Source organism: Pseudomonas sp. 44 R 15, assembly GCF_900004965.1.
Classification (GTDB): Bacteria; Pseudomonadota; Gammaproteobacteria; order Pseudomonadales; family Pseudomonadaceae; genus Aquipseudomonas; species Aquipseudomonas orientalis_A.
Map to the genome: position 1 here is coordinate 46130 of NZ_CVTU01000013.1, position 25424 is coordinate 71553.

The 25424-nt window shown below is 61.6% G+C and carries 28 protein-coding genes and 1 pseudogene; 17 read left to right on the forward strand and 12 right to left on the reverse strand.

The genetic code is table 11. The features are described 5' to 3' along the window. Positions 1-103: 103 nt before the first annotated feature. Positions 104-532 (reverse strand): NINE protein, encoded by a 429-nt coding sequence (locus tag BFP93_RS00575; RefSeq protein WP_065885354.1) that lies wholly within the window; start codon positions 530-532, stop codon positions 104-106. 249 nt (positions 533-781) lie between these two features. Here BFP93_RS00575 and BFP93_RS00580 point away from each other — a divergent pair, with 249 nt between their 5' ends. Further along, the gene (locus BFP93_RS00580; RefSeq protein ID WP_065885353.1) at positions 782-1420 is read left to right on the forward strand and encodes a C40 family peptidase; all 639 of its coding nucleotides are present in this window, start codon (positions 782-784) and stop codon (positions 1418-1420) included. 150 nt (positions 1421-1570) lie between these two features. Here BFP93_RS00580 and BFP93_RS00585 read toward each other — a convergent pair whose 3' ends face one another. Next, positions 1571-2605, reverse strand: coding sequence for a type IV pilus twitching motility protein PilT (locus tag BFP93_RS00585; protein WP_065891573.1), 1035 nt, complete (start codon positions 2603-2605; stop codon positions 1571-1573). Between the two features lie 57 nt (positions 2606-2662). Between BFP93_RS00585 and BFP93_RS00590 the strand changes: the two genes are divergently transcribed. The 9 genes from BFP93_RS00590 to BFP93_RS00630 all read left to right on the forward strand — a co-directional run bounded on the left by BFP93_RS00590 (position 2663) and on the right by BFP93_RS00630 (position 9391). After that, a complete protein-coding gene (locus BFP93_RS00590) occupies positions 2663-3349 on the forward strand; it encodes a YggS family pyridoxal phosphate-dependent enzyme (protein ID WP_065891574.1) in 687 nt (228 codons plus the stop codon). A gap of 33 nt (positions 3350-3382) precedes the next feature. Next, positions 3383-4201, forward strand: coding sequence for a pyrroline-5-carboxylate reductase (proC, locus tag BFP93_RS00595; RefSeq protein WP_065885350.1), 819 nt, complete (start codon positions 3383-3385; stop codon positions 4199-4201). A 25-nt stretch (positions 4202-4226) separates the two neighbouring features. Then, positions 4227-4814 (forward strand): YggT family protein, encoded by a 588-nt coding sequence (locus tag BFP93_RS00600; RefSeq protein ID WP_057723513.1) that lies wholly within the window; start codon positions 4227-4229, stop codon positions 4812-4814. A gap of 197 nt (positions 4815-5011) precedes the next feature. Then, a complete protein-coding gene (locus tag BFP93_RS00605) occupies positions 5012-6154 on the forward strand; it encodes a homoserine O-succinyltransferase MetX (protein WP_065891575.1) in 1143 nt (380 codons plus the stop codon). Between the two features lie 25 nt (positions 6155-6179). Beyond that, positions 6180-6800: a methionine biosynthesis protein MetW gene (gene metW / locus BFP93_RS00610; RefSeq protein WP_016972957.1), complete on the forward strand. Its 621-nt coding sequence runs from the start codon at positions 6180-6182 to the stop codon at positions 6798-6800. 21 nt (positions 6801-6821) lie between these two features. Next, positions 6822-7256, forward strand: coding sequence for a DUF4426 domain-containing protein (locus BFP93_RS00615; RefSeq protein WP_065891576.1), 435 nt, complete (start codon positions 6822-6824; stop codon positions 7254-7256). Beyond that, positions 7253-7849, forward strand: coding sequence for an RdgB/HAM1 family non-canonical purine NTP pyrophosphatase (gene rdgB, locus BFP93_RS00620; RefSeq protein ID WP_065891577.1), 597 nt, complete (start codon positions 7253-7255; stop codon positions 7847-7849). The genes BFP93_RS00615 and rdgB overlap by 4 nt, the downstream gene beginning before the upstream one ends. Then, positions 7846-9048: a radical SAM family heme chaperone HemW gene (gene hemW / locus BFP93_RS00625; protein WP_065891578.1), complete on the forward strand. Its 1203-nt coding sequence runs from the start codon at positions 7846-7848 to the stop codon at positions 9046-9048. The genes rdgB and hemW overlap by 4 nt, the downstream gene beginning before the upstream one ends. A 19-nt stretch (positions 9049-9067) precedes the next feature. Further along, positions 9068-9391 (forward strand): DUF3392 domain-containing protein, encoded by a 324-nt coding sequence (locus BFP93_RS00630; RefSeq protein ID WP_003176691.1) that lies wholly within the window; start codon positions 9068-9070, stop codon positions 9389-9391. 141 nt (positions 9392-9532) lie between these two features. Here BFP93_RS00630 and trmB read toward each other — a convergent pair whose 3' ends face one another. The 4 genes from trmB to BFP93_RS00650 form a co-directional block, all read right to left on the reverse strand. Continuing rightward, positions 9533-10258 (reverse strand): tRNA (guanosine(46)-N7)-methyltransferase TrmB, encoded by a 726-nt coding sequence (gene trmB, locus BFP93_RS00635; RefSeq protein WP_065885346.1) that lies wholly within the window; start codon positions 10256-10258, stop codon positions 9533-9535. Positions 10259-10267: 9 nt separating this feature from the next. Continuing rightward, the gene (locus BFP93_RS00640) at positions 10268-11062 is read right to left on the reverse strand and encodes a thiazole synthase (protein WP_065891579.1); all 795 of its coding nucleotides are present in this window, start codon (positions 11060-11062) and stop codon (positions 10268-10270) included. Between the two features lie 54 nt (positions 11063-11116). Beyond that, entirely contained in the window at positions 11117-11317 is a 201-nt protein-coding gene (thiS, locus tag BFP93_RS00645; RefSeq protein WP_065885539.1) for a sulfur carrier protein ThiS, read from the reverse strand. Between the two features lie 79 nt (positions 11318-11396). After that, positions 11397-11771, reverse strand: a complete 375-nt coding sequence (locus tag BFP93_RS00650; protein WP_065891580.1) for a DUF423 domain-containing protein — start codon at positions 11769-11771, stop codon at positions 11397-11399. A gap of 74 nt (positions 11772-11845) precedes the next feature. Between BFP93_RS00650 and mtgA the strand changes: the two genes are divergently transcribed. After that, complete coding sequence (gene mtgA / locus BFP93_RS00655; protein ID WP_065891581.1) at positions 11846-12568, forward strand: monofunctional biosynthetic peptidoglycan transglycosylase; 723 nt, start codon at positions 11846-11848, stop codon at positions 12566-12568. A 131-nt stretch (positions 12569-12699) separates the two neighbouring features. Here the strand turns inward: mtgA and rpoH are convergent, their stop codons facing one another. The 4 genes from rpoH to ftsY all read right to left on the reverse strand — a co-directional run bounded on the left by rpoH (position 12700) and on the right by ftsY (position 16778). Then, positions 12700-13554 (reverse strand): RNA polymerase sigma factor RpoH, encoded by an 855-nt coding sequence (gene rpoH / locus BFP93_RS00660; protein ID WP_003176698.1) that lies wholly within the window; start codon positions 13552-13554, stop codon positions 12700-12702. A 130-nt stretch (positions 13555-13684) separates the two neighbouring features. Continuing rightward, positions 13685-14707: a permease-like cell division protein FtsX gene (gene ftsX, locus BFP93_RS00665; RefSeq protein WP_065885342.1), complete on the reverse strand. Its 1023-nt coding sequence runs from the start codon at positions 14705-14707 to the stop codon at positions 13685-13687. Further along, a complete protein-coding gene (ftsE, locus tag BFP93_RS00670; RefSeq protein WP_003234627.1) occupies positions 14704-15375 on the reverse strand; it encodes a cell division ATP-binding protein FtsE in 672 nt (223 codons plus the stop codon). Before ftsE ends, ftsX begins: the two co-directional genes overlap by 4 nt. Further along, positions 15372-16778, reverse strand: coding sequence for a signal recognition particle-docking protein FtsY (gene ftsY, locus BFP93_RS00675; RefSeq protein WP_065891582.1), 1407 nt, complete (start codon positions 16776-16778; stop codon positions 15372-15374). The genes ftsE and ftsY overlap by 4 nt, the downstream gene beginning before the upstream one ends. A 231-nt stretch (positions 16779-17009) precedes the next feature. Between ftsY and BFP93_RS00680 the strand changes: the two genes are divergently transcribed. The 4 genes from BFP93_RS00680 to BFP93_RS00695 all read left to right on the forward strand — a co-directional run bounded on the left by BFP93_RS00680 (position 17010) and on the right by BFP93_RS00695 (position 21581). Then, positions 17010-18365 (forward strand): M16 family metallopeptidase, encoded by a 1356-nt coding sequence (locus tag BFP93_RS00680; protein WP_065885340.1) that lies wholly within the window; start codon positions 17010-17012, stop codon positions 18363-18365. Further along, positions 18358-19848 (forward strand): M16 family metallopeptidase, encoded by a 1491-nt coding sequence (locus BFP93_RS00685; RefSeq protein WP_065891583.1) that lies wholly within the window; start codon positions 18358-18360, stop codon positions 19846-19848. Before BFP93_RS00680 ends, BFP93_RS00685 begins: the two co-directional genes overlap by 8 nt. Then, positions 19848-20453: a 16S rRNA (guanine(966)-N(2))-methyltransferase RsmD gene (gene rsmD, locus BFP93_RS00690; protein WP_057723500.1), complete on the forward strand. Its 606-nt coding sequence runs from the start codon at positions 19848-19850 to the stop codon at positions 20451-20453. The genes BFP93_RS00685 and rsmD overlap by 1 nt, the downstream gene beginning before the upstream one ends. A gap of 132 nt (positions 20454-20585) precedes the next feature. Beyond that, positions 20586-21581 carry a hydrolase gene (locus tag BFP93_RS00695; protein WP_065891584.1) on the forward strand — a complete coding sequence of 332 codons (996 nt, stop codon included), beginning with the start codon at positions 20586-20588 and terminating at the stop codon, positions 21579-21581. Positions 21582-21700: 119 nt separating this feature from the next. On the opposite strand, the gene BFP93_RS00700 is transcribed toward BFP93_RS00695, so the two are convergent. Continuing rightward, positions 21701-22555: a sulfurtransferase gene (locus tag BFP93_RS00700; protein ID WP_065891585.1), complete on the reverse strand. Its 855-nt coding sequence runs from the start codon at positions 22553-22555 to the stop codon at positions 21701-21703. Positions 22556-22588: 33 nt separating this feature from the next. Further along, the gene (locus BFP93_RS00705; RefSeq protein ID WP_065891586.1) at positions 22589-23260 is read right to left on the reverse strand and encodes a TetR/AcrR family transcriptional regulator; all 672 of its coding nucleotides are present in this window, start codon (positions 23258-23260) and stop codon (positions 22589-22591) included. 133 nt (positions 23261-23393) lie between these two features. Between BFP93_RS00705 and BFP93_RS00710 the strand changes: the two are divergent. Together BFP93_RS00710 and BFP93_RS00715 are read left to right on the forward strand one after the other, a co-directional pair. Further along, positions 23394-24833: pseudogene (locus tag BFP93_RS00710) on the forward strand (coniferyl aldehyde dehydrogenase); the annotation flags it as partial. A gap of 28 nt (positions 24834-24861) precedes the next feature. Continuing rightward, entirely contained in the window at positions 24862-25407 is a 546-nt protein-coding gene (locus BFP93_RS00715; protein ID WP_065891588.1) for a twin-arginine translocation pathway signal protein, read from the forward strand. Positions 25408-25424: the final 17 nt, after the last annotated feature.

Genomic DNA, 25424 nt, shown 5'->3' on the forward strand with positions numbered 1-25424 from the left:
CTTGCCCCCGATGGCGGAGTGTCAGCTACCAAATCTATTGGCTGACACACTGCAATCGGGGGCAAGCCCCCTCCCACATGTGGTTCTCTATTTGGCCGGGAGATCAGCGCCCGCCATTACGCTCGGCATTACGGATCGAAACCTGGCTGTTCAATGTCCAGAAGTCATACAGCACCCCAATCAGGAACAAACCGCCGGTCAGCAAGTAGATCAGGCCGGTGATCCATTTGCCCTGGTACATGCGGTGCACGCCGAACACGCCCAGAAACGCCAACAGAATCCAGGCCACGTTGTATTCGATCGGCCCGGCGGTAAAACGCAGGTCGGCTTCACGGTCCATGGCCGGGATCAGGAACAGGTCGATCAGCCAGCCAATACCCAGCAGGCCGAAGGTGAAAAACCAGATCGTCCCGGTGACCGGCTTGCCGTAATAGAAGCGATGCGCGCCGGTGAAACCGAAAATCCATAGCAGGTAACCGATCACCTTGCTGTGGGTGTCTTGCTGCGAAGCAACCTGTTGATAGGTGTTCATGAAGGACCTCTTTTCACTCAATAGATAAATTTGTTCATTTTTTTTGTGACTTTTTTACGGGCGCCCGACGCACGGTAAATGGTATCGTTCTGCCCTCAAACCCTTATGCCACCTGACTTGTGTCGGACAATTGCGGCTAATCGTCGCGTTTTTTCCGAATTTGACCCCAAGGTTCAGTCGACAAACGGCCTGAGAACAGCACAAAAAGCTGTTATAAAGTTGCGCGCAAACCCATATGAGCCACGCCTAATGCGACCATTTATCAAGACATGGCTAACCATTTGCCTATTAATGCCACTGGCCGCCCACGCCACCAATCGTGAGCAACGTCTTCCAAACGTTAACGGTTTTACCCCTAAAGTCCATAGCACACCCAGCACCGCCAAATCGGCAAAGCCCACCGTCAGCCGCCCGACTCAACTGAGCAAGGCCCACGGCAAAGTGCTTTCCACCCAGTTGGCCGTGAACACCAAGCAGAGCAGCAATGTCCTCAGCCGCGCCGTGAACGTGCTCGGTACTCCTTATCGTTGGGGCGGCAGCAGCCCAAGTAAAGGGTTCGACTGCAGCGGCCTGGTAAAATATGCGTTCAACGACGTCAAGGCGGTGGATTTACCGCGTACGTCCAACGCCATGGCGGCCGGCCACGGCTTGAAAGTTGATCGCAAAGACCTGAAGCCGGGCGATTTGCTGTTCTTCAAGCTCAAGAGCCGCCAGGTCAACCACGTTGCCATCTACCTGGGTAACGATCGCTTTATCCACGCGCCGCGTCGTGGCAAGTCGGTGAGCATCGATACACTGAAAAAGCCGTTCTGGGACAAGAACTACGTGATCGCCAAGCGGGTGCTGCCCAAAGAGCAGAACAACACCCTGCGGATCGTGCAGCGCTGATCCCAGGCTGAAATGCAGTAAATGTGGGAGGGGCGGTGCGACGATTCGACTTGCCCCCGATGGCGGTGGATCAGTCAGTTTAGTTGTGGCTGACCCACTGCAATCGGGGGCAAGCCCCCTCCCACATTTGGTTTCATTGTTGGCTAAATCTCAAATGTCTGCCGGCACCCTCGCCTTCCCTCGCGCCTCCTCTGCGCTGATCAGCCCCTCGCTCACCAGCGCCTTCAAGCTCATATCCAGCGTTTTCATCCCCAGCGCCCCGCCGGTCTGGATCGCCGAGACCATCTGCGCCACTTTGTCTTCGCGGATGAGATTACGAATGGCCGGCGTGCCCAGCATGATTTCGTGAGCCGCGACACGTCCGCCGCCGATCTTCCTGACCAGCACCTGGGACACCACCGCCTGCAGCGACTCCGACAGCATCGAGCGGACCATGGCCTTTTCCCCGCCCGGGAACACGTCCACCAGCCGGTCTACCGTCTTTGCCGCCGAAGTGGTGTGCAGGGTGCCGAATACCAGATGCCCCGTCTCAGCGGCCGTCAGCGCCAGGCGGATGGTTTCCAGGTCACGTAGCTCGCCCACCAGGATGACGTCCGGGTCTTCGCGCAATGCCGAGCGCAGCGCCACCGAGAAGCTGTGGGTATCGCGATGCACCTGGCGCTGGTTGATCAGCGCCATTTTCGGCCGGTGGATAAATTCGATGGGGTCTTCCAGCGTGAGGATGTGCTGGCGTCGATGCCGATTCAGATAATCGATCAGCGCCGCCAAAGTAGTGGACTTGCCCGAGCCGGTGGGCCCGGTCACCAGCACCAGGCCGCGCGGCAGCTGCGCGATACGCTGGAACACCTCACCCAGGCCAAGGCTTTCCAGGCTCTGGATGTCGCTGGGGATGGTGCGAAACACCGCCCCCACGCCCCGCGCCTGCTGGAACACATTCACGCGAAAGCGCGCCAAGCCGGGCAGTTCGAAGGCAAAGTCTGTTTCAAGAGATGTTTCGAAATCCTTTTGTTGGTGCTGGTTGAGCAAAGGGCTCAATAAATCCGCTACCTGCGACCCGGCCAGCACCGGGCCATCCAGCGGCCAGACCTCGCCATCGATGCGCAACATCGGCGCCAGGCCGGCCGACAGGTGCAGGTCGGAGGCGCCACGGCGCACGCTGGCCGTCAGTAATTCAGTGATATCCATAGGGCTTTCCATTTCCAGTAGAATGCCGCGGACTCCATATCCACGGGCGCAACTTGAATGTCGACGATAGCAGACAACATCGGCCTGGTTAGCCAGCGCATCCGCGCCGCCGCCGACGCCGTGCAGCGTGACGCAAGCGGCATCCACCTGCTGGCCGTGAGCAAGACCAAACCGGCGCTAGCGGTACGTGAAGCCTATGCCGCAGGGATGCATGATTTTGGTGAAAACTACCTGCAGGAAGCCCTGGGCAAACAGGCGCAATTATCCGACCTGCCCTTGAGTTGGCACTTCATCGGCCCCATTCAATCGAACAAGACTCGCGCGATCGCCGAGAACTTCGCCTGGGTGCATTCCGTGGACCGCCTGAAAATCGCACAACGCCTGTCCGAACAACGCCCTGCCGACCTGCCTGCGCTGAATATCTGCATCCAGGTCAACGTCAGTGGCGAAGCCAGCAAGTCCGGCTGTACGCCCGCCGACCTGCCGGCCCTGGCCAACGCCATCAGCGCCCTGCCGCGCCTGAAGCTGCGGGGCTTGATGGCGATCCCCGAACCGACTGAAGATCGCGCTGCGCAAGATGCCGCGTTCGCCACGGTGCGCGAGCTGCAAGGCAGCCTGAACCTGCCACTGGACACACTTTCCATGGGGATGAGCCATGACCTTGAGTCGGCCATCGCTCAAGGCGCCACCTGGGTGCGGATCGGTACCGCGCTGTTTGGCGCCCGCGACTACGGCCAGCCGTGAAATGGCTGACGTTCATTTAGCTAAGGACCTGTCATGAAAGACATGCGTATTGCCTTTATCGGCGCCGGTAACATGGCGGCCAGCCTGATCGGCGGCCTGCGGGCCAAGGGCCTGGACGCTGCGCAGATTCGCGCCAGCGACCCGGGCGCCGAGACCCGCGCCCGTGTCAGCGCCGAACACGGCATTGAAACCTTTGCCGACAACGCCGAGGCCATCGAAGGCGTCGACGTGATCCTGCTGGCGGTCAAGCCCCAGGCCATGAAAGCCGTGTGCGAAAGCCTGCGCCCGAGCCTGCAGGCCCATCAACTGGTGGTGTCCATCGCGGCCGGCATCACCTGCGCCAGCATGAACAACTGGCTCGGCGCCCAACCGATCGTTCGCTGCATGCCGAATACCCCGTCGTTATTGCGCCAGGGCGTGAGCGGTTTGTACGCCACCGCCGAAGTCAGCGCCGCGCAGCGTGATCAAGCCCAGCAACTGTTATCCGCCGTGGGCATCGCCCTGTGGCTCGAACAGGAGCAGCAACTGGACGCGGTCACCGCCGTTTCCGGCAGTGGCCCGGCGTACTTCTTCCTGTTGATCGAAGCCATGACCGCCGCCGGGGTGAAACTGGGCCTGCCCGCCGACGTTGCCGAACAACTGGCCGAGCAGACCGCCCTGGGCGCCGCGAAGATGGCGGTGTCCAGCGAGGTGGATGCGGCCGAGCTGCGCCGTCGCGTAACGTCCCCGGGCGGCACCACGCAAGCCGCCATCGAATCGTTCCAGGCCGGGGGCTTTGAAGCCCTGGTGGAAAAAGCACTGGGTGCCGCGGCACATCGTTCAGCCGAGATGGCCGAACAACTGGGCAAATAGTCGTCCCTTACCAAGGTAATCAAACATGCTCGGAATCAATGACGCTGCCGTCTTCATCATCCAGACCCTGGGCAGCCTGTACCTGCTGATCGTGCTGATGCGCTTTATCCTGCAACTGGTGCGGGCGAACTTCTACAACCCGCTGTGCCAGTTCGTGGTCAAGGCCACCCAACCCCTGCTCAAGCCGCTGCGCCGCGTGATCCCGAGCCTGTTCGGGCTGGACATGTCGTCGCTGGTACTGGCACTGCTGCTGCAGATTCTGCTGTTTGTGGTGATCCTGATGCTCAACGGCTACCAGGCCTTTACGGTGCTGCTGCTGCCATGGGCGCTGATCGGCATTTTCTCGCTGTTTTTGAAGATCATCTTCTGGTCGATGATCATCAGCGTGATCCTCTCCTGGGTCGCACCGGGCAGCCGCAGCCCGGGTGCCGAGCTGGTATATCAGATCACCGAGCCCGTATTGGCGCCATTCCGTCGCCTGATCCCGAACCTGGGCGGGCTGGATATCTCGCCGATCTTCGCGTTTATCGCGATCCAGCTGATTCAGAGCTGGGTGATTCCGCGTCTGGCGTTCTATGCGTTCATGCCTAAAGAGCTGTTCGGCCTGATCTGACCGCATGATCGTTCCCACGCTCTGCGTGGGAATGCCTCTTGGGACGCTCTGCGTCCCCCCATGCGGGGTGCGACGCGGAGCGTCATCGGCTGCATTCCCACGCGGAGCGTGGGAACGATCAATGCGCGCAGACCATTGCTTGCCGCTGGGTCCCCCGCTCTTTAGACTTACGCCTCATTTAAACGAGAGCAGGGTCGATGCCAACTGCCTTCCCCCCCGATTCCGTTGGACTGGTCGTGCCCCAAGTGGCGCACTTCAGCGAACCGCTGGCCCTGGCCTGTGGCCGCTCGCTGCCAGCCTACGACCTGATCTACGAAACCTACGGCCAATTGAACGCCACGGCGAGCAACGCCGTGCTGATCTGCCACGCCTTGTCCGGCCATCATCACGCCGCAGGCTTCCACAGCGTCGACGAGCGCAAGCCCGGCTGGTGGGACAGCTGCATCGGTCCCGGCAAACCTATCGACACCCATAAGTTCTTTGTAGTCAGCCTGAACAACCTCGGCGGCTGCAACGGCTCCACCGGCCCCAGCAGCCTCAACCCGGAAACCGGCAAGCCGTTCGGCGCCGACTTCCCGGTGCTGACCGTGGAAGACTGGGTGCACAGCCAGGCGCGTCTGGCGGACCTGCTCGGCATCAACCAGTGGGCGGCCGTGATCGGCGGCAGCCTGGGCGGCATGCAAGCCCTGCAATGGACCATCACCTACCCGGATCGCGTGCGTCATTGCCTGGCTATCGCCTCGGCCCCCAAGTTGTCGGCGCAGAACATTGCCTTCAACGAAGTGGCGCGCCAGGCCATCCTCACCGACCCCGAGTTCCACGGTGGTTCGTTCCAGGAAGCCGGCGTGATCCCCAAGCGCGGCCTGATGCTGGCACGGATGGTCGGGCACATTACCTACCTGTCCGATGATTCCATGGGCGAAAAATTCGGCCGTGGGCTCAAGAGCGAAAAGCTCAACTACGACTTCCACAGCGTCGAGTTCCAGGTGGAAAGCTACCTGCGTTATCAGGGCGAGGAGTTCTCCGGGCGTTTCGACGCCAACACCTACTTGCTGATGACCAAGGCGCTGGACTACTTCGACCCGGCCGCGAACCATGACGACGACCTGGCGAAAACCTTCGAGCACGCCACGGCCAAGTTCTGCGTGATGTCATTCACCACCGACTGGCGCTTCTCACCGGCGCGCTCCCGTGAGCTGGTGGACGCCCTGATGGCCGCCAAGAAAGACGTCTGCTACCTGGAGATCGATGCGCCGCAGGGCCACGACGCCTTCCTGATTCCGATCCCCCGTTATCTGCAGGCGTTCAGCAATTACATGAACCGAATCGCGCTTATATGAATTGCTTACGCTTTTGGAGAACGCCATGAGAGCCGACCTGGAAATCATCCAAGACTGGATCCCCGCCGGCAGCCGCGTGCTCGACCTGGGCTGCGGTGATGGCGAGTTGCTGAGCTGGCTGCGCGACAACAAGCAAGTCACCGGCTACGGCCTGGAAAACGACCCGGACAACATCGCCCAATGCGTGGCCAAGGGCATCAACGTGATCGAGCAGGACCTGGACAAGGGCCTGGGCAACTTTGCCAGCAACAGCTTCGACATCGTGGTGATGACCCAGGCCCTGCAAGCGGTGCACTACCCGGACCGTATCCTCGATGAAATGCTGCGGGTCGGCCGCCAGTGCATCATCACCTTCCCCAACTTCGGTCACTGGCGCTGCCGCTGGTACCTGGCCACCAAGGGCCGCATGCCGGTGTCGGACTTCCTGCCGTACACCTGGTACAACACGCCGAACATCCACTTTTGCACCTTCGAAGACTTCGAAGCCCTGTGTGGCGAGCGTGAAGCCAAGGTCATCAACCGCCTTGCCGTCGATCAACAGCACCGCCACGGCTGGGCGAGTAAGCTATGGCCCAACCTGTTGGGCGAAATTGGTATCTACCGGGTCAGCAGTCCTGGCCTGACCGACCACAAGATTGCCGTCTAATCATTATCAAGAGGGACGCTCATGAATCGTCTGGCTGTTTTTCTACTGACCGCCTGCCTGGGCGCCAACGCCATGGCTGCGGACGCTATCGACGCTAACCGCAAAAAAGACTTCGGCGATATCACCGTTCATTACAACACCTTCACCTCCAGCTTCCTGCCACCCGAGACCGCCCAGAACGTCGGCATCGTGCGCAGCAAGGAAAAGGGCTTGATCAATGTGACCGTGATCAAGGGCGTCACCCCGGTCGCAGCCCAGGTAACCGGTACCATCAAGGACCTGGGCGGCAAGAGCGAAATCCTCACCTTCAAGCAAATCGAAGAGAAAGGCGGCATCAGCTACCTCGCGCCCTACTCGGTGACGCAACGGGAATACAAGACGTTCACCATCAACGTTGAAACCGGTGGCAAGGCCCATGGTTTCCAATTCAACCAAGAACTGTTCCCGGCCGAATGATGAACCTTACCCAACTCGTACTGGCCAGCCACAACGCCGGCAAACTCAAGGAACTGCAGGCCATGCTCGGTGAGTCCGTGCAACTGCGCTCCATTGGCGAGTTCAGCCAGGTAGAGCCGGAGGAAACCGGCCTGTCGTTCGTCGAGAACGCCATCCTCAAGGCACGCAACGCTGCACGGATCTCCGGCCTGCCGGCTTTGGCGGATGATTCGGGCCTGGCGGTGGATTTCCTCGGCGGCGCGCCGGGCATCTATTCCGCACGCTACGCCGATGGCAAGGGCGACGCGGCTAACAACGCCAAGCTGCTCGACGCCCTCAAGGACGTGCCCGATGCCGACCGTGGCGCGCAGTTCGTCTGCGTGCTGGCGCTGGTGCGGCACGCCGATGACCCGCTGCCGATCCTGTGCGAAGGCTTGTGGCACGGTCGCATTCTGCATGCGGCCAGCGGTGAGCATGGCTTTGGCTATGACCCGCTGTTCTGGGTACCGGAGCGCAACGTCTCCAGCGCCGAACTGAGCCCGGCCGACAAGAACCAGATCAGCCACCGCGCCCGCGCCATGGCATTGCTGCGCCAGCGTCTGGGCCTGAAATGACCCAGAACACCTCTGCGCAGCCGCTGATCCACGGTGGCGCGCAAACACCCCGGGCGGCTCTGCCGGTGCTGCCGCCCCTGGCGCTGTACATTCACATTCCGTGGTGCGTGCGCAAATGCCCGTATTGCGACTTCAACTCCCATACCGCAAGCAACGTGCTGCCGGAAGAAGAGTACGTGGACGCCTTGCTGGCGGACCTGGACCAGGACCTGCACGCCGTTTACGGCCGAGCGCTGAGTTCGATCTTCTTTGGCGGCGGCACCCCCAGCCTGTTCAGCGCCGCAGCCTTGGGGCGCCTGCTCGAAGGCGTGCAAGCGCGCATCCCGTTTGCCGGCGATATCGAGATCACCCTGGAAGCCAACCCGGGCACCTTTGAACAAGAGAAGTTCGTCGCTTATCGCAAGCTGGGGATCAATCGCCTGTCCATCGGCATCCAGAGCTTCCAGCAGGAAAAACTCGAGGCGCTGGGCCGCATTCATAATGGCGACGAAGCCGTACGTGCAGCGGATATGGCACGCCAGGCCGGGTTCGATAACTTCAACCTGGACCTGATGCACGGCTTGCCCAACCAATCCCTGGACGATGCGTTGAGCGACCTGCGCCAGGCCATTGCGCTCAAGCCGACGCACCTGTCCTGGTATCAACTGACCCTGGAACCCAATACCGTCTTCTGGAACCAGCCGCCCGCGCTGCCCGAAGACGATACGCTGTGGGATATCCAGGAAGCCGGCCAGGCGCTGCTTGCCGAACACGGTTACGCGCAATACGAAGTGTCGGCCTACGCCCAACAGGGTCGCCCGGCGCGACATAACCTCAATTACTGGAGCTTTGGCGATTTCATCGGTATCGGCGCCGGTGCCCATGGCAAGCTCAGCCACCCCGACGGGCGCATCGTGCGCACCTGGAAAACCCGCGCACCGAAGGACTACCTCAACCCGGCCAAAAGCTTCCAGGCCGGGGCGAAAGAGCTGACCAACGAAGAGCTGCCGTTCGAATTCCTGATGAACGCCCTGCGCCTCACCGAAGGGGTGGATGCCAGGCTCTATGCCGAGCGCACCGGCCTTGAGCTGGCGAGCCTCGACGAAGGCCGCCGCGAGGCAGAACAAAGTGGCTTAATGCAGGTCGAACCGTCACGCCTGGCGGCGACCGACCGCGGGCAACTCTTTCTCAATGACCTGTTGCAGACGTTTTTGAGCTGACGCTTTTTAAGGAAATCAAATGGATCTGGTACTCGACCTGCTCGCCACCGTGTCCCGCTGGAGCCGTAGCAACCTGTCGGAAATCTCCCTGGCCCTGGTCGGCTGTCTGCTGGTGCTGTTCGGCGCCGATATCAAGGGCTGGGTCGAAGCTCGCCTGGGCAGCATCGCCGGTGCGTTGCGCGTGCCGTTGATGGCCCTGCTGTGCATGATCGGCAGCGGCGCGGCGCTGATCTATGCCACACCGTGGATTGTGCGGGGGCTGAGCCAGTTCAATAACTACAGCCTGGCGCCGGTGTTGGTGGTGGTGCTGGTGTTGATTGGCGTAGTCGCCGACCGCCGCTGACCTCAAGCCCAACACAGATACCAATGTGGGAGGGGGCTTGCCCCCGATTGCAGTGGATCAGTCACCAAATCTTTGGCTGATACACCGCTATCGGGGGCAAGCCCCCTCCCACATTTGATTGCATTTCAAGTCAGGGGTGAGTTAAGCCAGCTTCTCGAACTTCAAATCCCACACCCCATGCCCCAACCGCTCGCCACGGCGTTCGAACTTGGTGATCGGGCGCTCCGCAGGGCGCGGTACGCATTTGCCGTCTTCGGCCAGGTTGCGGTAGCCGGGGGCGACGTTCATCACTTCCAGCATGTAGTCGGCATAGGGTTCCCAGTCGGTGGCCATGTGCAGGATGCCGCCCACTTTCAGCTTGCTGCGCACCAGTTCCGCGAAGGAAGCCTGGACGATGCGACGCTTGTGGTGACGGGCCTTGTGCCAGGGGTCGGGGAAGAACAGCATCAGCCGGTCGAGGCTGTTATCGGCGATGCAGCGGTTGAGCACTTCAATCGCGTCGCAATCGTAGACGCGCAGATTGGTCAGGCCCTGGGTCAGCACGCCGTTAAGCAACGCACCGACGCCTGGGCGGTGCACTTCCACACCGATGAAATCCTGATCCGGCGCGGCCGCCGCCATTTCCAGCAGGGAGTGCCCCATGCCAAAGCCGATTTCCAGGGAACGCGGGGCCGAACGGCCGAATACCTGGTCGTAATCCACCGGCGCGTCGGCCAACGGCAATACGAACAGCGGCGTGCCTTGCTCCAGGCCCTTTTGCTGGCCTTCGGTCATGCGGCCGGCGCGCATCACGAAGCTCTTGATGCGGCGGTGCTTGGACTCATCGCCTGCTTCCAGGGTGTTCGGCGTTTCGTTTGATTCAGTCATCAATAGCTCTTACTTGATCAGACCATCCAGCGGCGAAGAGGCGCTGGCATAGAGTTTTTTCGGCATGCGCCCGGCGAGATAGGCCAGGCGGCCCGCGACGATTGCATGGTGCATGGCCTGGGCCATCATGATCGGTTGCTGGGCATGGGCGATGGCCGAGTTCATCAGCACCGCGTCGCAGCCCAGCTCCATGGCGATGGTGGCGTCGGAGGCCGTGCCCACCCCCGCGTCCACCAGCACCGGGATCCTGGCTTCTTCAAGGATGATCTGCAGGTTGTACGGATTGCAGATACCCAGGCCGGAGCCGATCAGGCCGGCCAGCGGCATCACCGCGATACAGCCGATTTCCGCCAGCTGGCGCGCGATGATCGGGTCATCGCTGGTGTAGACCATCACGTCAAAGCCTTCCTTGACCAGAGTCTCGGCAGCCTTGAGGGTTTCGATCACATTCGGGAACAGGGTTTTCTGGTCGGCCAGCACTTCCAGCTTCACCAGGTTGTGACCGTCGAGCAGCTCGCGGGCCAGGCGACAGGTGCGCACGGCCTCGATGGCGTCATAGCACCCGGCGGTGTTCGGCAAAAAGGTGTAACGGTCCGGCGACAGCACTTCAAGCAGGTTCGGCTCGCCCGCGATCTGGCCGAGGTTGGTACGGCGCACGGCGAAGGTAACGATTTCGGCGCCCGAGGCTTCGATGGCCAGACGGGTTTCTTCCATGTCGCGGTACTTGCCGGTGCCAACCAGCAGACGGGACTGGTAGGTACGACCGGCCAGGACAAAGGGCTTGTCGCTACGAACGATGCTCATGGGAAATCCTCGTAATGGGGTGAGGTTCTGCAGAATGCGTTACCGCCGGCGCGACTAGCCGCCGCCGATGGCGTGGACCACTTCGACCTGGTCACCCTCGCTGAGCGCGGTGCCTTCGTGCTGGCTGCGCGGGACGATATCCAGGTTGAGCTCCACTGCGACACGACGCCCGGTCAAATCCAGGCGGGTCAGCAGGGCCGCAACGGTTTCACCGTCGGGCAGTTCAAGGGGTTCGCCGTTCAACTGAATGCGCATGCCACGGGCCGCCATCGTTTTTAGGGGCCGGCATTCTAACGCGATTGGCACCTGAAGGTCAGCTCCAGGCGTCAAGCGGTCAAACCTGCAAGCGCCACGCCGTCAAGCCCAGGAAGAACCAGCCGAGCAGGAAGGCCAGGCCGCCAAATGGGGTGATGATGCCCAGTTTGCTGATGCCGGTCATGGTCAACACATACAGGCTGCCGGAGAACAGCAAAATACCGACGACAAACGAAATGCCCGCCCAGGTGACCAGTCGGCCGGGAATATGCGCGGCCAGCAGGGCCACCCCAAACAAGGCCAGGGCGTGCACCAGTTGATAGGTCACGCCGGTGTGGAAGATCGCCAGGTAATCGGCGCTCAGGCGGTTCTTCAGGCCGTGGGCGGCGAAGGCGCCCAGGGCGACACCGGTGAAACCGAAAAAGGCAGCCAGCATCAGAAAGCTACGCAGCATGAGGAACTCCAGTCAGACTCATCGGGCAGGGTCTGTATAATGGCCCGCTCAACGGGTTCGGCCAAGCCATCTCTATGCTGCGTATCTTCTTCAAACGCTTTCTCAACGTGGTGAAATGGTTCGCCATCGGCAGTGTGCTGCTGGTGCTGCTGTTTCGCGTCGTACCGCCGCCGTTCACCGCGCTGATGGTGGAACGCAAGATCGAATCCTGGATCGACGGCGAGCCCATTGACCTGCAGCGCAGCTGGGTGCCGTGGGACGAGATTTCCGATGACCTCAAAGTGGCGGTGATGGCCGGTGAAGACCAGCGTTTCCCGCAGCACTGGGGCTTTGACTTTGGCGCCATCCAGGCAGCGATCGTGCACAACGAACGTGGCGGTTCGATCCGGGGCGCCAGTACATTGAGCCAGCAGGTGTCGAAGAACCTGTTCCTGTGGGCCGGCCGCAGCTATCTGCGCAAGGGCCTGGAGGCCTGGTTTACCGGGTTGATCGAAGTGCTATGGCCCAAGCAGCGCATTCTTGAGGTGTACCTCAACAGCGTGGAGTGGGATGAGGGCGTGTTTGGCGCAGAGGCGGCGGCGCGGCATCACTTTGGCGTGAGCGCCAAGGGGCTGTCACGGCAACAGGCCAGCTATCTGGCAGCGGTGTTGCCTAACCCGCGAGTCTGGAGTGCCAGCCACCCGACCGCCTATGTAGCGCGGCGGGCGGCGTGGATTCGCCAGCAGATGAGTCAGTTGGGTGGCGATGGCTACCTGCTTGAGCTGAACAACGCCCGCAAGGCCCCCTGGTCCAACTGACACAATACAAAACAACTGTGGGAGGGGGCTTGCCCCCGATAGCGATGGACCAGTCACTGTATGTAATGACTGACACTCTGCTATCGGGGGCAAGCCCCCTCCCACATTTTTACCCAGTGCTGCCAGTAGCGTTAGGCAGCGATCGACAACTTCAGCTTGTTCATCGCGCTTTTCTCAAGCTGACGAATCCGCTCGGCCGACACGTTGTACTTCTGCGCCAGGTCGTGCAGCGTGGCTTTTTCTTCCGCCAGCCAGCGCTGGTAGAGAATGTCACGGCTGCGGTCGTCCAGCACTTCCAGCGCTTCGTGCAGGTTGTGATTGGAGTTGTCGCTCCAGTCGGCATCTTCCAGTTGACGCGCCGGGTCGTACCGGTGGTCTTCCAGATAGTTGGCCGGCGATTGGAAGGCGCTGTCGTCGTCTGCCTCGGCAGCCGGGTCGAAGGCCATGTCATGGCCGGTCAGGCGACTTTCCATCTCGCGCACTTCACGGGGCTCCACGCCGAGGCTTTCGGCCACGCGGTGGACTTCCTCGTTGTTCAGCCACGCCAGGCGTTTCTTCTGGCTGCGCAGGTTGAAGAACAGCTTGCGCTGGGCCTTGGTGGTCGCCACTTTCACGATGCGCCAGTTGCGCAGGATGAACTCGTGGATTTCCGCCTTGATCCAGTGCACGGCAAACGACACCAGGCGCACACCCATTTCCGGGTTGAAGCGCTTGACCGCCTTCATCAGGCCGACGTTGCCTTCCTGGATCAGGTCAGCCTGGGCCAGACCGTAGCCGCTATAGCTACGGGCGATATGTACGACAAAACGCAGGTGGGCGAGCACCATCTGCCGAGCCGCCCCCAAATCCTGCTCATAGTAGAGACTCTCGGCCAGTTCACGCTCCTGCTCGGGCGTCAGCAACGGAATGCTGTTTACCGTGTGCACATAGGCTTCCAGGTTCGCACCCGGGACCAAGGCATAAGCAGGTTGCAAAGAAGTGGTCATACGAAAAAACCTCCGACTCACATAACTCGTGCAGTTCAGCACTGCGAAAATTGACCGGGGAACCGTAGGACAAGTTCCCTAAACTGCTGACAAGGTCAATACAAACGAAACTACATTACCCTGACATTAACTACTTCGGTGCAAGCTCACGTAAATGCCGTGCGACCGCAATCCACGCACCGATATACCCCAACAGCACCGCGCCAAGCAAGAGGCTCAGGCCATCGGCCACCGGCACGCCGGCCAGGGCAAAATCGCTGCCGTACAAGCCGGCCAGCCCGATAACCGCATCGTTCAGCCAGTCCAGGCCAAAAGCCAGCAATCCCCAGGACAAAACCCCGGCACCGAAGCCATAAAGCGCGCCCATGTACAGAAAAGGACGACGCACATAGCTGTCCGTGCCGCCGACCAGTTTAATCACTTCTATCTCGGTGCGTCGGTTTTCAATATGAAGACGAATGGTATTACCTATCACCAAAAGTAATGCAGACACCAGCAACACCGTCAAACCGAACACGAAGCGGTCGCCCAGCTTGAGGATCGCGGCCAGGCGCTCTACCCAGACTAGATCAAGTTGCGCCTGTTGCACCTTGGGCATCTCTGCAAGTTTCTGGCGCAGGGCTTCCAGGGCCGGTTTGTCCACTTCATCCGGCGTCACCAGCACCACGCCCGGCAACGGGTTCTGCGGCAGCTCCTTGAGCGCCTCGCCCAGGCCGGATTGTTGCTGGAACTCCTCAAGTGCCTGGTCGCGGCTGATGTATTCGGCCTCCGCCACGCCCGGCATGTTCTTGATTTCGTCGCGCAGCGCTTCGCCTTGCTGGGTGCTGGCATCCAGGTTCAGGTACAGCGAAATCTGCGCTGCGCGCTGCCAGGAACCGCCCAGGCGCTCGACATTGTTGAGCAGCAACGACAAGCCCATCGGCAGGCTCAGGGCCACGGCCATCACCAGGCAGGTGAAAAAGCTGCCGATCGGCTGCTTGCCCAGGCGGCGCAGACTGTCGAGCAGGCTGGCGCGGTGACTTTCGATCCAGGCACGCAACAGGGTGCCGAAGTCCGGACCGTCGTCATCGTCGCGTTTTTTCTTTTTCGGTTGCGGGTCGGCCGGTTTCGGCGCCACGCGTTCGGATACTTTAGGACTGCGTGTCGCACTCATACGCCGGCCTCCCCGTCGCCGATCAGGCGGCCGCGTTGCAGGGTCAGCATGCGGTGACGCATACGGGCAATCAGGGCCAGGTCGTGGCTGGCGATCAATACGCTGGTGCCCAGGCGATTGATGTCTTCGAACACCCCCATGATCTCGGCTGCCAGGCGCGGGTCGAGGTTACCGGTGGGTTCGTCCGCCAGCAGCAAGGCCGGGCGGTGGACGATGGCGCGGGCGATACCCACGCGCTGTTGCTGGCCGGTGGACAGGTCGCCGGGGTAGAGGTCGGTCTTGTCCGACAACGCCACGCGCTCCAGGGCCGAATCCACCCGCTTGACGATCTCGGCCTTGGACAGCCCGAGAATCTGCAGGGGCAAGGCGACGTTGTTGAACACCGTGCGATCGAACAGCAACTGGTGGTTCTGGAACACCACGCCGATCTGGCGGCGCAGGAACGGGATCTGCGCATTGCTGATGGTGGCCAGGTCCTGGCCCGCCAGCAACAGCTTGCCGGTGGTGGGACGCTCCATCGCCAGCAGCAGACGCAACAAGGTGCTCTTACCGGCGCCGGAGTGACCGGTGACGAACAAAAACTCGCCCCGCCGTACTCGAAAGCTCAGCTCATGCAAGCCCACATGCCCGTTGGCGTAGCGTTTACCGACCTGTTCGAATCGAATCATGAACGCTCCCGCTCGGCAAACAGTGCCTGTACAAAGGGTTCGGCTTCAAAGGTGCGCAGGTCGTCGATGCCTTCACCGACGCCGATGTAACGAATCGGCAACCCGAACTGTTTGGCCAGGGCGAAAATCACACCGCCCTTGGCCGTGCCGTCCAGCTTGGTCAAGGCCAGGCCGGTCAGTTGCACCGTCTGGTTGAATTGCTTGGCCTGGCTGATGGCGTTCTGGCCGGTACCGGCGTCGAGCACCAGCAGCACTTCATGGGGGGCATCGGCGTCGAGCTTGCCGATCACGCGGCGGACTTTCTTCAGCTCTTCCATCAAGTTGTCTTTGGTGTGCAGGCGACCGGCGGTGTCGGCGATCAACACATCGATGTTACGGGCCTTGGCGGCCTGCACGGCATCGAAGATCACCGAAGCGGAGTCGGCCCCCGTGTGCTGGGCGATCACCGGGATCTTGTTGCGCTCACCCCACACTTGCAGCTGCTCGACGGCAGCGGCACGGAAGGTGTCGCCGGCGGCGAGCATGACTTTCTTGCCCTCACCCTGCAGCTTTTTGGCCAGCTTGCCGATGGTGGTGGTCTTGCCGGCGCCGTTGACGCCCACGACCAGGATCACGAAAGGCTTCTTCGGCGTAATCACCAGCGGCGCTTCAACCGGTTTAAGCATGGCGGCCAGCTCGGCCTGCAGAGACTTGTACAACGCGTCGGCGTCGGTCAACTGCTTGCGCGCGACTTTCTGGGTCAGGCTCTGGATGATCACGGCGGTGGCTTCGACGCCCACGTCTGCGGTAAGCAGGCGGGTTTCAATGTCTTCCAGCAGCTCGTCATCGATGGTCTTTTTGCCGAGGAACAGGCTGGCCATGCCTTCGCCGATACTGGCGCTGGTTTTGCTCAGGCCCTGCTTGAGGCGGGCGAAGAAGCCGGTTTTACTGGTTTCGGCGGGTGCGGCGGGCTCTTCGATGACCGCAGGCACGGCAGCTACAGCTGGCACTTGAGCAGGGATTTCAGCAGGCATTTCGACTGCTGGGGGCGCCGTGACGACAACCTCTACCGGCGGCGCCACAGGAATGGGCGGCGTCACGTGTTCAGCCTGCACATCCTCAACCAGTGCCACCGGCTCCTCGGCTACCGGCAGCTCCAGCCACGGTTTGTGCTCGGGTTCAGGTTCAGGCGCAGGTTCTGCCTCGACCACCGGCTGCAACACCGGCTCCGCGATAGGCAACACCACCGGTGCCGGCGTTTCGGCAACCGGTTCGGCTTCTACTATAGGCTCAGGGGTAGGTTCGGGTTGAACCTGCGGCTGTTCGACGACGGTTTCCTGCGGTTTTTTGCGCAGCCATCCGAACAGGCCTTTCTTCTCGCCAGCCGCAGCTGGGGTCTTCTTGTCGTCGTTGGAACCAAACATGGAGACGGCTATCTCAAGGTAGCGACGCGCCAAGGGGCGCTTCGGTAAATAAAATTCGATGCGTAACAGACTGTTTTTTAGCCAGCTCGTTCATGCGCAACATTTTGAAGGCCTAAATAGAGCCTTAACAGGACAGCCACAGTGGCCGTCCCTGAGTCGGATCAGTATCCTAGCACCTCCTCGCCCGCCGACGCTAAGACCAAGCGGGCAGTCCAACAGGTTAAAAAACGAATGAATGCTCTAGCCCGCCGCGCCGCAGGCCTGCTGCTCAGCACAGTTTGTCTGCCCCTTTCAGCTTTGGCTGCCGATCCACAACCCACCCACGAATTCACCCTCGACAACGGCCTCAAGGTCGTCGTGCGCGAAGATCATCGTGCGCCGGTGGTGGTTTCCCAGGTCTGGTACAAAGTGGGCTCGAGCTACGAAACCCCGGGCCAGACCGGTTTGTCCCACGCCTTGGAACACATGATGTTCAAGGGCAGCGCCAAGGTCGGCCCCGGCGAAGCCTCGCTGATCCTGCGCGACCTGGGCGCCGAAGAAAACGCGTTCACCAGTGACGACTACACCGCTTACTACCAGGTGCTGGCCCGTGACCGCCTGGGCGTGGCCTTCGAGCTGGAAGCCGACCGCATGGCCAGCCTGCGCCTGCCGGCCGATGAGTTCAGCCGCGAAATCGAGGTGATCAAGGAAGAGCGCCGCCTGCGCACCGACGACAACCCGATGTCCAAGGCCTTTGAACGTTTCAAGGCCATGGCCTTCCCGGCCAGCGGCTATCACACGCCGACCATCGGCTGGATGGCCGACCTGGAACGCATGAAGGTCGAGGAACTGCGCCACTGGTACCAGGCCTGGTACGTACCGAACAACGCGACCCTGGTGGTGGTCGGCGATGTCACGCCGGACGAGGTGAAAACCCTGGCCCAGCGCTACTTCGGCCCGATCCCCAAGCGCGACGTCCCGCCCGCCAAGATTCCGCTGGAGCTGGCCGAGCCCGGCGAGCGCCTGCTGACCCTGCACGTGCAAACCCAGTTGCCAAGCGTCATGCTCGGTTTCAACGTGCCGGGCCTTGCGACTGCCGAGGACAAGCGCTCGGTACAAGCCCTGCGCCTGATCTCGGCCCTGCTCGACGGCGGCTACAGCGCGCGGATCTCCGAGCAGCTGGAGCGCGGTGAAGAACTGGTCTCCGCCGCCTCCACCAATTACGACGCCTATACCCGCGGCGATACCCTGTTCATGCTGAGCGCCACGCCTAACCAGCAGAAGAAAAAGACCGTCGCCCAAGCCGAAGCCGGCCTGTGGCGCCTGTTGGAAGAGCTCAAGGCCAAGCCGCCCACCGCCGAAGAACTCGAGCGCATCCGCGCCCAGGTGATAGCGGGCGTGGTCTACCAGCGCGACTCCATCACCAGCCAGGCCACGGCCATTGGCTCGCTGGAGACCGTCGGTCTGTCGTGGAAGCTGATGGACACTGAGCTTGCCGACCTGCAAAGCGTGACCCCGGAAGATATCCAAAAGGCTGCGCGCACCTATTTCACCCGCGAACGTCTGAGCGTCGCCCATGTTTTGCCCGAGGAGACCGCTCATGAGTGACCGCAAAAGCAGCCGCCTGATTCTGCCCGGCCTGATCGCCGTTACCCTCTGCGCGGCCAGTGCCGTGTACTTCCTGCGCCCGAGCGAATCGGTTGCCAGCCCGGCGCTGGACAAGGCTCAATCGGCCAGCAAGCTGCAATCGCTGGCTGAGCTGGACGGTAAAGCACCGACCAACCGCAAGCTCGATGTGCAGACCTGGACCACCGCCGAAGGCGCCAAGGTGCTGTTCGTCGAAGCCCATGAATTGCCGATGTTCGACGTGCGCATCCTGTTCGCCGCCGGCAGCAGCCAGGACGGCAACGTGCCGGGGCTGGCCTTGATGACCAATGCCATGCTCAACGAAGGCGTGCCGGGCAAGGACGTCAGCCAGATCGCCAGCGGCTTTGAAGGCCTGGGCGCCGATTTTGGCAATGGCGCCTACCGCGACATGGCCCTGGTGTCCCTGCGCAGCCTGAGCGACAGCGACAAGCGCGAGGCCGCACTGGCGCTGTTCGATGACGTAATCGGCAAGCCGACGTTTCCCGCCGATTCACTGGCGCGCATCAAGAACCAGATCCTGGCCGGCTTCGAATACCAGAAACAGAACCCCGCCAAGCTGGCGAGCATCGAGCTGTTCAAGCGCCTGTACGGCGACCACCCGTACGCACACCCAAGCGAAGGCACGCCTGAAAGCGTTCCGGCGATTACCGTGCAACAGATGCAGGCATTCCACGCCAAGGCCTACGCGGCGGGCAATGCGGTGATCGCGGTGGTCGGCGACCTGACCCGTGCCGAAGCCGAAGCCATGACCGCCAAGGTCTCTGCCGCGCTGCCCAAGGGCCCGGCCCTGGCGAAGATTGCCCAGCCGAGGGAGCCCAAGGCCGGCCTGAGCCGCATCGAGTTCCCCTCCAAGCAAACCCACCTGCTGTTCGCCCAGTTGGGCATCGACCGTGCAGACCCGGATTACGCAGCCTTGTCGCTGGGCAACCAGATTCTCGGCGGCGGTGGCTTCGGCACCCGCTTGATGAGCGAAGTGCGCGAAAAGCGCGGCCTGACCTACGGCGTGTACTCCGGTTTCTCGCCGATGCAGGTGCGCGGCCCGTTCATGATCAACCTGCAGACCCGCGCCGAAATGAGCGGCGGCACCCTGCGCCTGGTCGAAGACGTGGTGGCTGACTACCTCAAAAACGGCCCCACCCAGAAAGAACTGGATGACGCCAAGCGCGAACTGGCCGGCAGCTTTCCGCTGTCCACCGCCAGCAACGCCGATATTGTCGGGCAGTTGGGGGCCATGGGTTTCTACAACCTGCCGCTGAGCTATCTGGAAGATTTCATGAAACAATCCCAGGCCCTGACCGTAGAGCAGGTCAAGGCTGCAATGAACAAACACTTGAGCGCCGACAAGATGGTCATCGTGACCGCCGGCCCGACGATTGCGCAAAAGCCACTACCGCCCCCCACTGATAAACCCGCCGAGCAGCCGCTCGGGGTTCCGGAGCATTAATGGCCAGTTCATCTCGCCCGAAAAAACCTGTCCACAACGTGCATAACGGTGTGGGCCAACTGCGCATCATTGGCGGTGAATGGGGCAGCCGCAAGCTGAGCTTCCCCGATGTCGTGGGCCTGCGTCCGACCCCGGATCGCGTGCGCGAAACCCTGTTCAACTGGCTGGCGCCGTACATCGGCGGCGCCAAGGTACTCGACCCGTTTGCCGGCAGTGGCGCGTTGTTCCTGGAGGCGCTGTCCCGTGGCGCAGCCCAGGCACAGGCGCTGGATGCGAGCAATGTGGCGGTGTCCAGCCTGAAGGAACACTTGGGTACCTTGCGCTGCACCAATGGCCAGGTCCAGACCGCCGACGCCTTGCGCTACCTGGAAACCCAGGCCGCCAGCGAATACGACGTGGTGTTCCTCGACCCACCGTTCAACCAGAACCTGCTGCCGACCGTGTGTGCGTTGCTGGAAGAACGCCAGTGGCTGGCGCCGGATGCGTGGATCTACACTGAAAGCGAGACCGCGCCGTCGACGCTCGGCCTGCCGGGCAGCTGGCGCCTGCACCGGGAGCAGAAATCCGGGCGGGTGTATTACGCGCTGTGGCACCGCGCCCTGTAGGAGCGAGCTTGCTCGCCAAGGTCGAACAGGCGGCACAGGCTGCCTGATAGCGCTGCGTCATCGTTAACGTTTTTCGCGAGCAAGCTCGCTCCTACGGGGGGCGTGGCAAGCTCGTCCGGCAGCGAGTACTTCATGACTCCCTCTGTGGACCGCTTCAAACCCGCCTTCGGCCTCGGCAACCCCCACCTGCAAACACTGTGGGGGCCGCTGTGGCGCCCGACCACCCACATCGAGCGCCAACGCGAACGTCTGTGGCTGGAAGACGGCGACTTTCTTGACCTCGACTGGCACGGCCCCCACGACGTGCAAGCGCCGCTGGTGCTGGTGTTGCACGGGCTGACCGGTTCGTCCAATTCGCCTTACGTCGCCGGCCTGCAAAAAGTCCTCGCCGCGCAAGGCTGGGCCAGCGCGGCATTGAACTGGCGCGGTTGTTCGGGCGAGCCGAACCTGTTGGCTCGCAGCTATCACTCCGGAGCCAGCGAAGACCTGGCCGCAGCGATTGCCCATCTGCGCACCAAGCGACCTTTGGCGCCCCTCTATGCGGTGGGTTATTCCCTGGGCGGCAACGTGTTGCTCAAGCATTTGGGCGAAACCGGTGCGGCTTCGGGGCTGCAAGGCGCGGCGGCGGTGTCGGTGCCGTTTCGCCTGGACCAATGCGCGGATCGTATCGGGCTGGGGTTTTCGCGGATCTACCAGAAGCACTTCATGCGCGAGATGCTGGCGTATATCCGCGTCAAGCAACGCCAGTTTTTGCAGGATGGCCGTGAGGAAGGGCTGAAAACCCTGGAGGCACTGGGCTCCCTGGAGAAGATGCGCACGTTCTGGGACTTCGATGGGCGAGTGACTGCGCCGTTGCATGGTTTCTTGAGTGCTGAGGATTACTATCGCCGCGCCTCCAGTCGCTACTACCTGGGCGCTATCCGCACACCAACCCTGATTATCCAGGCCGCCGATGACCCGTTTGTGTTTGCCCACAGCCTGCCCGAAGCCAGTGAGCTATCAGACTGTACGGAGTTTGAGCTGTTGGCCAAGGGTGGGCATGTGGGGTTTGTAGAGGGTTCGCTGAAGCGCCCCGGCTACTATCTGGAACGCCGCATCCCCCAATGGCTACTGGCACAACATAGGTAAAAATATGGGAGGGGGCTTGCCCCCGATTGCGGTGTGTCAGTCAGTACATCTGTTACTGATCCACCGCCATCGGGGGCAAGCCCCCTCCCACATTTTGATTGAGTTCACAGGCCAATTGCTCAGTCGCCTGTTGCCACTTCCCGCTTGGGATCCGTAATCCACTCACTCCAAGACCCCGCATACAACTTGCCCAACGGATACCCCGCCAAGCTCAGCGCAAACAGGTTATGGCACGCCGTTACCCCCGAACCGCAATACGCCACCAATTCTTCCGGCGGGCGCCCCTGCAATTGTGCGGCAAAGCGTTGCTTGAGTTGCTCGGCCGGCAAGAAACGACCATCACTGCCCAGGTTCTCATTGAAGGCCGCGCACTGCGCACCGGGAATATGCCCGGCAATCGAGTCGATGGGCTCTACTTCACCACGAAAACGCGGCTGGGCGCGGGCGTCGATCAAGGTCAGGCCGGGCTGACCCAGGCGTTTTTGCACATGCTCGGCATCCAGCACCAGCCGATTATCCGGCATACCGGTGAAGGTGCCCGGCTCAGTCACTGGCGCATCCAGGCTCAAGGGGAAACCGGCGCTGTGCCAGGCCTTGAGGCCACCATCGAGAATAAACACGCCATCACGCTTGCCCAGCCAGGTCAGCAGCCACCAGGCACGGGCGGCATAGGCACCGGCGCCGTCGTCATACAGCACCACGTCGGTGTCGGCACTGATGCCCCAAGCTCGCAGCTGTTCGGCGAAGGTGTCCGCCGCAGGCAACGGATGACGGCCGGTCACACCCTTGATCACCTTGCCGCTGAGGTGGCGCTCCAGGTCGGCATATTGCGCCCCTTCGATATGCCCTTCGGCATAGCTGCACAGCCCGTAATCCGGGTCTTCCAGGGCAAAGCGGCAATCGAGGATCACCAGCCCGGCCGACTGCTGGCGCTCGGCCAACGCCTGGGGGCTGATCAATTGGGCAAGCGGCATGACTGACTCCTGTGCATACAAAGGGGAAAGGTCCTACTTCACTTCTTCCAGTGCCTGGTTCAATGGCACGTAAAACTCTTTGAACAACGCATCCACCGCGGCTTTGGCCTGGGGCGTGACGAAACCCGCCTCCAACACCAGCACCTGGTATACCCCACGCTTTATCGCTTCGGCGCTCAAATGAGTGGAGTTTTCATTGGTGGTGCACAGGAACCGTACCCAGGAGGTGAGGATAATCCAGGCATTAAGGGTCAGGGCTTCGGTTTGCACCGGGTCCATTGTGAGAATGCCTGCGTCGACAAAGCCCTGGTAGATCGCTCCGCCCTGAATCAGACAGCGCTGGGAAAACCGTCGGTAGCCAGTGGCCAGCTCCGGGTCGCTTTCCAATAAGTGTTCAAGGTCGCGGTGCAGGAAGCGGTAGCGCCACATGCCGGCCAGTACGGCCTGCAGGTAGAAACGCTTGTCTTCCACCCTCATCGCGCGCCCTTGGGGCGGGCGTAGGAAACTGTCCACCAACGCTTCGTATTCGCGGAACAGCACGGCGATGATCGCCTGCTTATTGGGGAAGTGGTAGTACAGGTTGCCCGGGGAAATTTCCATATGGGCGGCGATATGGTTCGTGCTGACACTGCGCTCGCCCTGCTGGTTAAAAAGCTCCAGGCTGGTTTGCACAATGCGCTCGCTGGTCTTTACTCGTGGTGCCATAGGGATCAGCTTCCAAACACGGGATGGGGCATCTTACGGCCTATGCCGGTCAGGTTAAATCCAGATGTTACTGCAATGTTTATTTGACAATTTAGAGCAATGACTCTAAAAATCCAGACAGACCTATAACAATCGGGATCGCGCCATGTCTGCCAACGTTGCCTACCTGCCAGAATCCCAGGCGCTGGATCATCTCCAGGACCTGTTCGAAGCGCAACGTCGCGCCTACGCCGCCAACCCGATGCCGCCGGCCGCACAACGCCGTCAATGGCTCAAGGCCCTGCGCGATGTGCTCAGCAACGAACGCCAGGCGCTGATCAACGCAATCAGCCAGGACTTCAGCCATCGCAGCGCGGACGAAACCCTGTTCGCCGAGCTGATGCCCAGCCTGCAGGGCATTCACTACGCCAGCAAGCACCTCAAAGGTTGGATGAAACCTTCCCGCCGCGCTGTAGGCATTGCCTTTCAACCCGCGTCGGCCAAAGTCATCTACCAGCCGCTGGGTGTAGTGGGCGTCATCGTGCCTTGGAACTACCCGCTGTACCTGGCCGTCGGCCCGCTGGTCGGCGCCTTGGCCGCCGGCAACCGGGTGATGCTCAAGCTCAGCGAGTCCACGCCGGCCACCGGTGAACTGCTCAAGGCATTGCTGGCGAAAATCTTCCCCGAGGACCTGGTGTGCGTGGTGCTCGGCGAAGCCGAAGTCGGCATGGCGTTTTCCACGTTGCGCTTCGATCATTTGCTGTTCACCGGGGCCACCAGCATCGGCAGACATGTGATGCGTGCGGCCGCCGAACACCTCACGCCGGTCACCCTGGAGCTGGGCGGCAAATCGCCAGCCATCGTTTCCGCCGATGTGCCGCTCAAGGATGCTGCCGAGCGTATCGCCTTCGGCAAGGCGTTGAACGCTGGGCAAACCTGCGTGGCACCCGACTATGTGCTGGTACCGGAGGATCGTGTGGACGGCTTCGTCGAGGCTTACTCCGATGCGATTCGCGGGTTCTATCCGACCCTGACCGACAACCCGGACTACACGGCCATCATCAACGAGCGGCAACTGGCCAGGCTCAATGCCTACGCCAAGGACGCCACTGACAAAGGCGCCACCCTGATTGCGCTGTACGACCAGGGCCAGGCACGGCGCATGCCTCACAGCCTGCTGCTGAATGTGAGTGACGAGATGAAGGTGATGCAGGATGAGATCTTTGGTCCGCTGTTGCCGATCGTGCCCTATCGCGGCATTGATGAGGCCTTCGCCTACATCAACCAGCGCCCGCGTCCACTGGCCCTGTATTACTTCGGCTACAACAAGACCGAACAGAACCGCGTACTCCACGAGACCCACTCCGGCGGCGTGTGCCTGAACGACACCCTGCTGCAGGTGGCCCAGGACGACCTGCCGTTTGGGGGCATCGGCCCCTCCGGCATGGGTCATTACCACGGTCGCGAAGGTTTCCTGACATTCAGCAAGGCCAAGGGCGTACTGGTCAAACAGCGTCTGAACGCGGCGAAGTTGATCTACCCGCCCTACGGGAAATCCATCCAGACGTTGATCCAGAAGCTGTTTATCCGCTGAAACCGCCACCACCGGGACAATAAAGACAATGAATCCCAGCCTGACTGAAACACCTGCGCTGTCGCGGCGCGGCGTCTTGAAAATTGGCCTGTGCGCCAGCGCCTTCCTGGCGACCGCCGGGCTGGGCGCCAGCCTCAGCGGTTGCTCGAGCAGCACGCCGGCCAGCGGTTTTGCAATGTTGCGCGCCAGTGACTTGCCGTTCCTGCGCGCGGTCATCCCGGTGCTGCTGGAAGGCGCCGCCAGCGCGCAGTCCGTCAGCGCCGGGTTGGAAGACACCCTGAAAAAGCTCGACTACAGCCTTCAGCACCTGTCGCCGGAGATGTTCAAGCTCACCCAACAGCTGTTCGACGTGTTGAGCCTGGGCATTACCCGAGGACCGTTGACCGGCATCTGGGGCAGTTGGGAAAACGCCGGCAGCGAGCAGATCCGCAACTTCCTGCACCGCTGGGAAAACAGCTACCTGAACCTGCTGCGCATGGGCCAGGGCTCGCTGCTCAAGCTGGTGATCATGGCCTGGTACTTCCGGCCCGAGTCCTGGGCCCATTGCGGCTACCCCGGCCCGCCGAAGATCTGATCTGCATCCCTCACAAT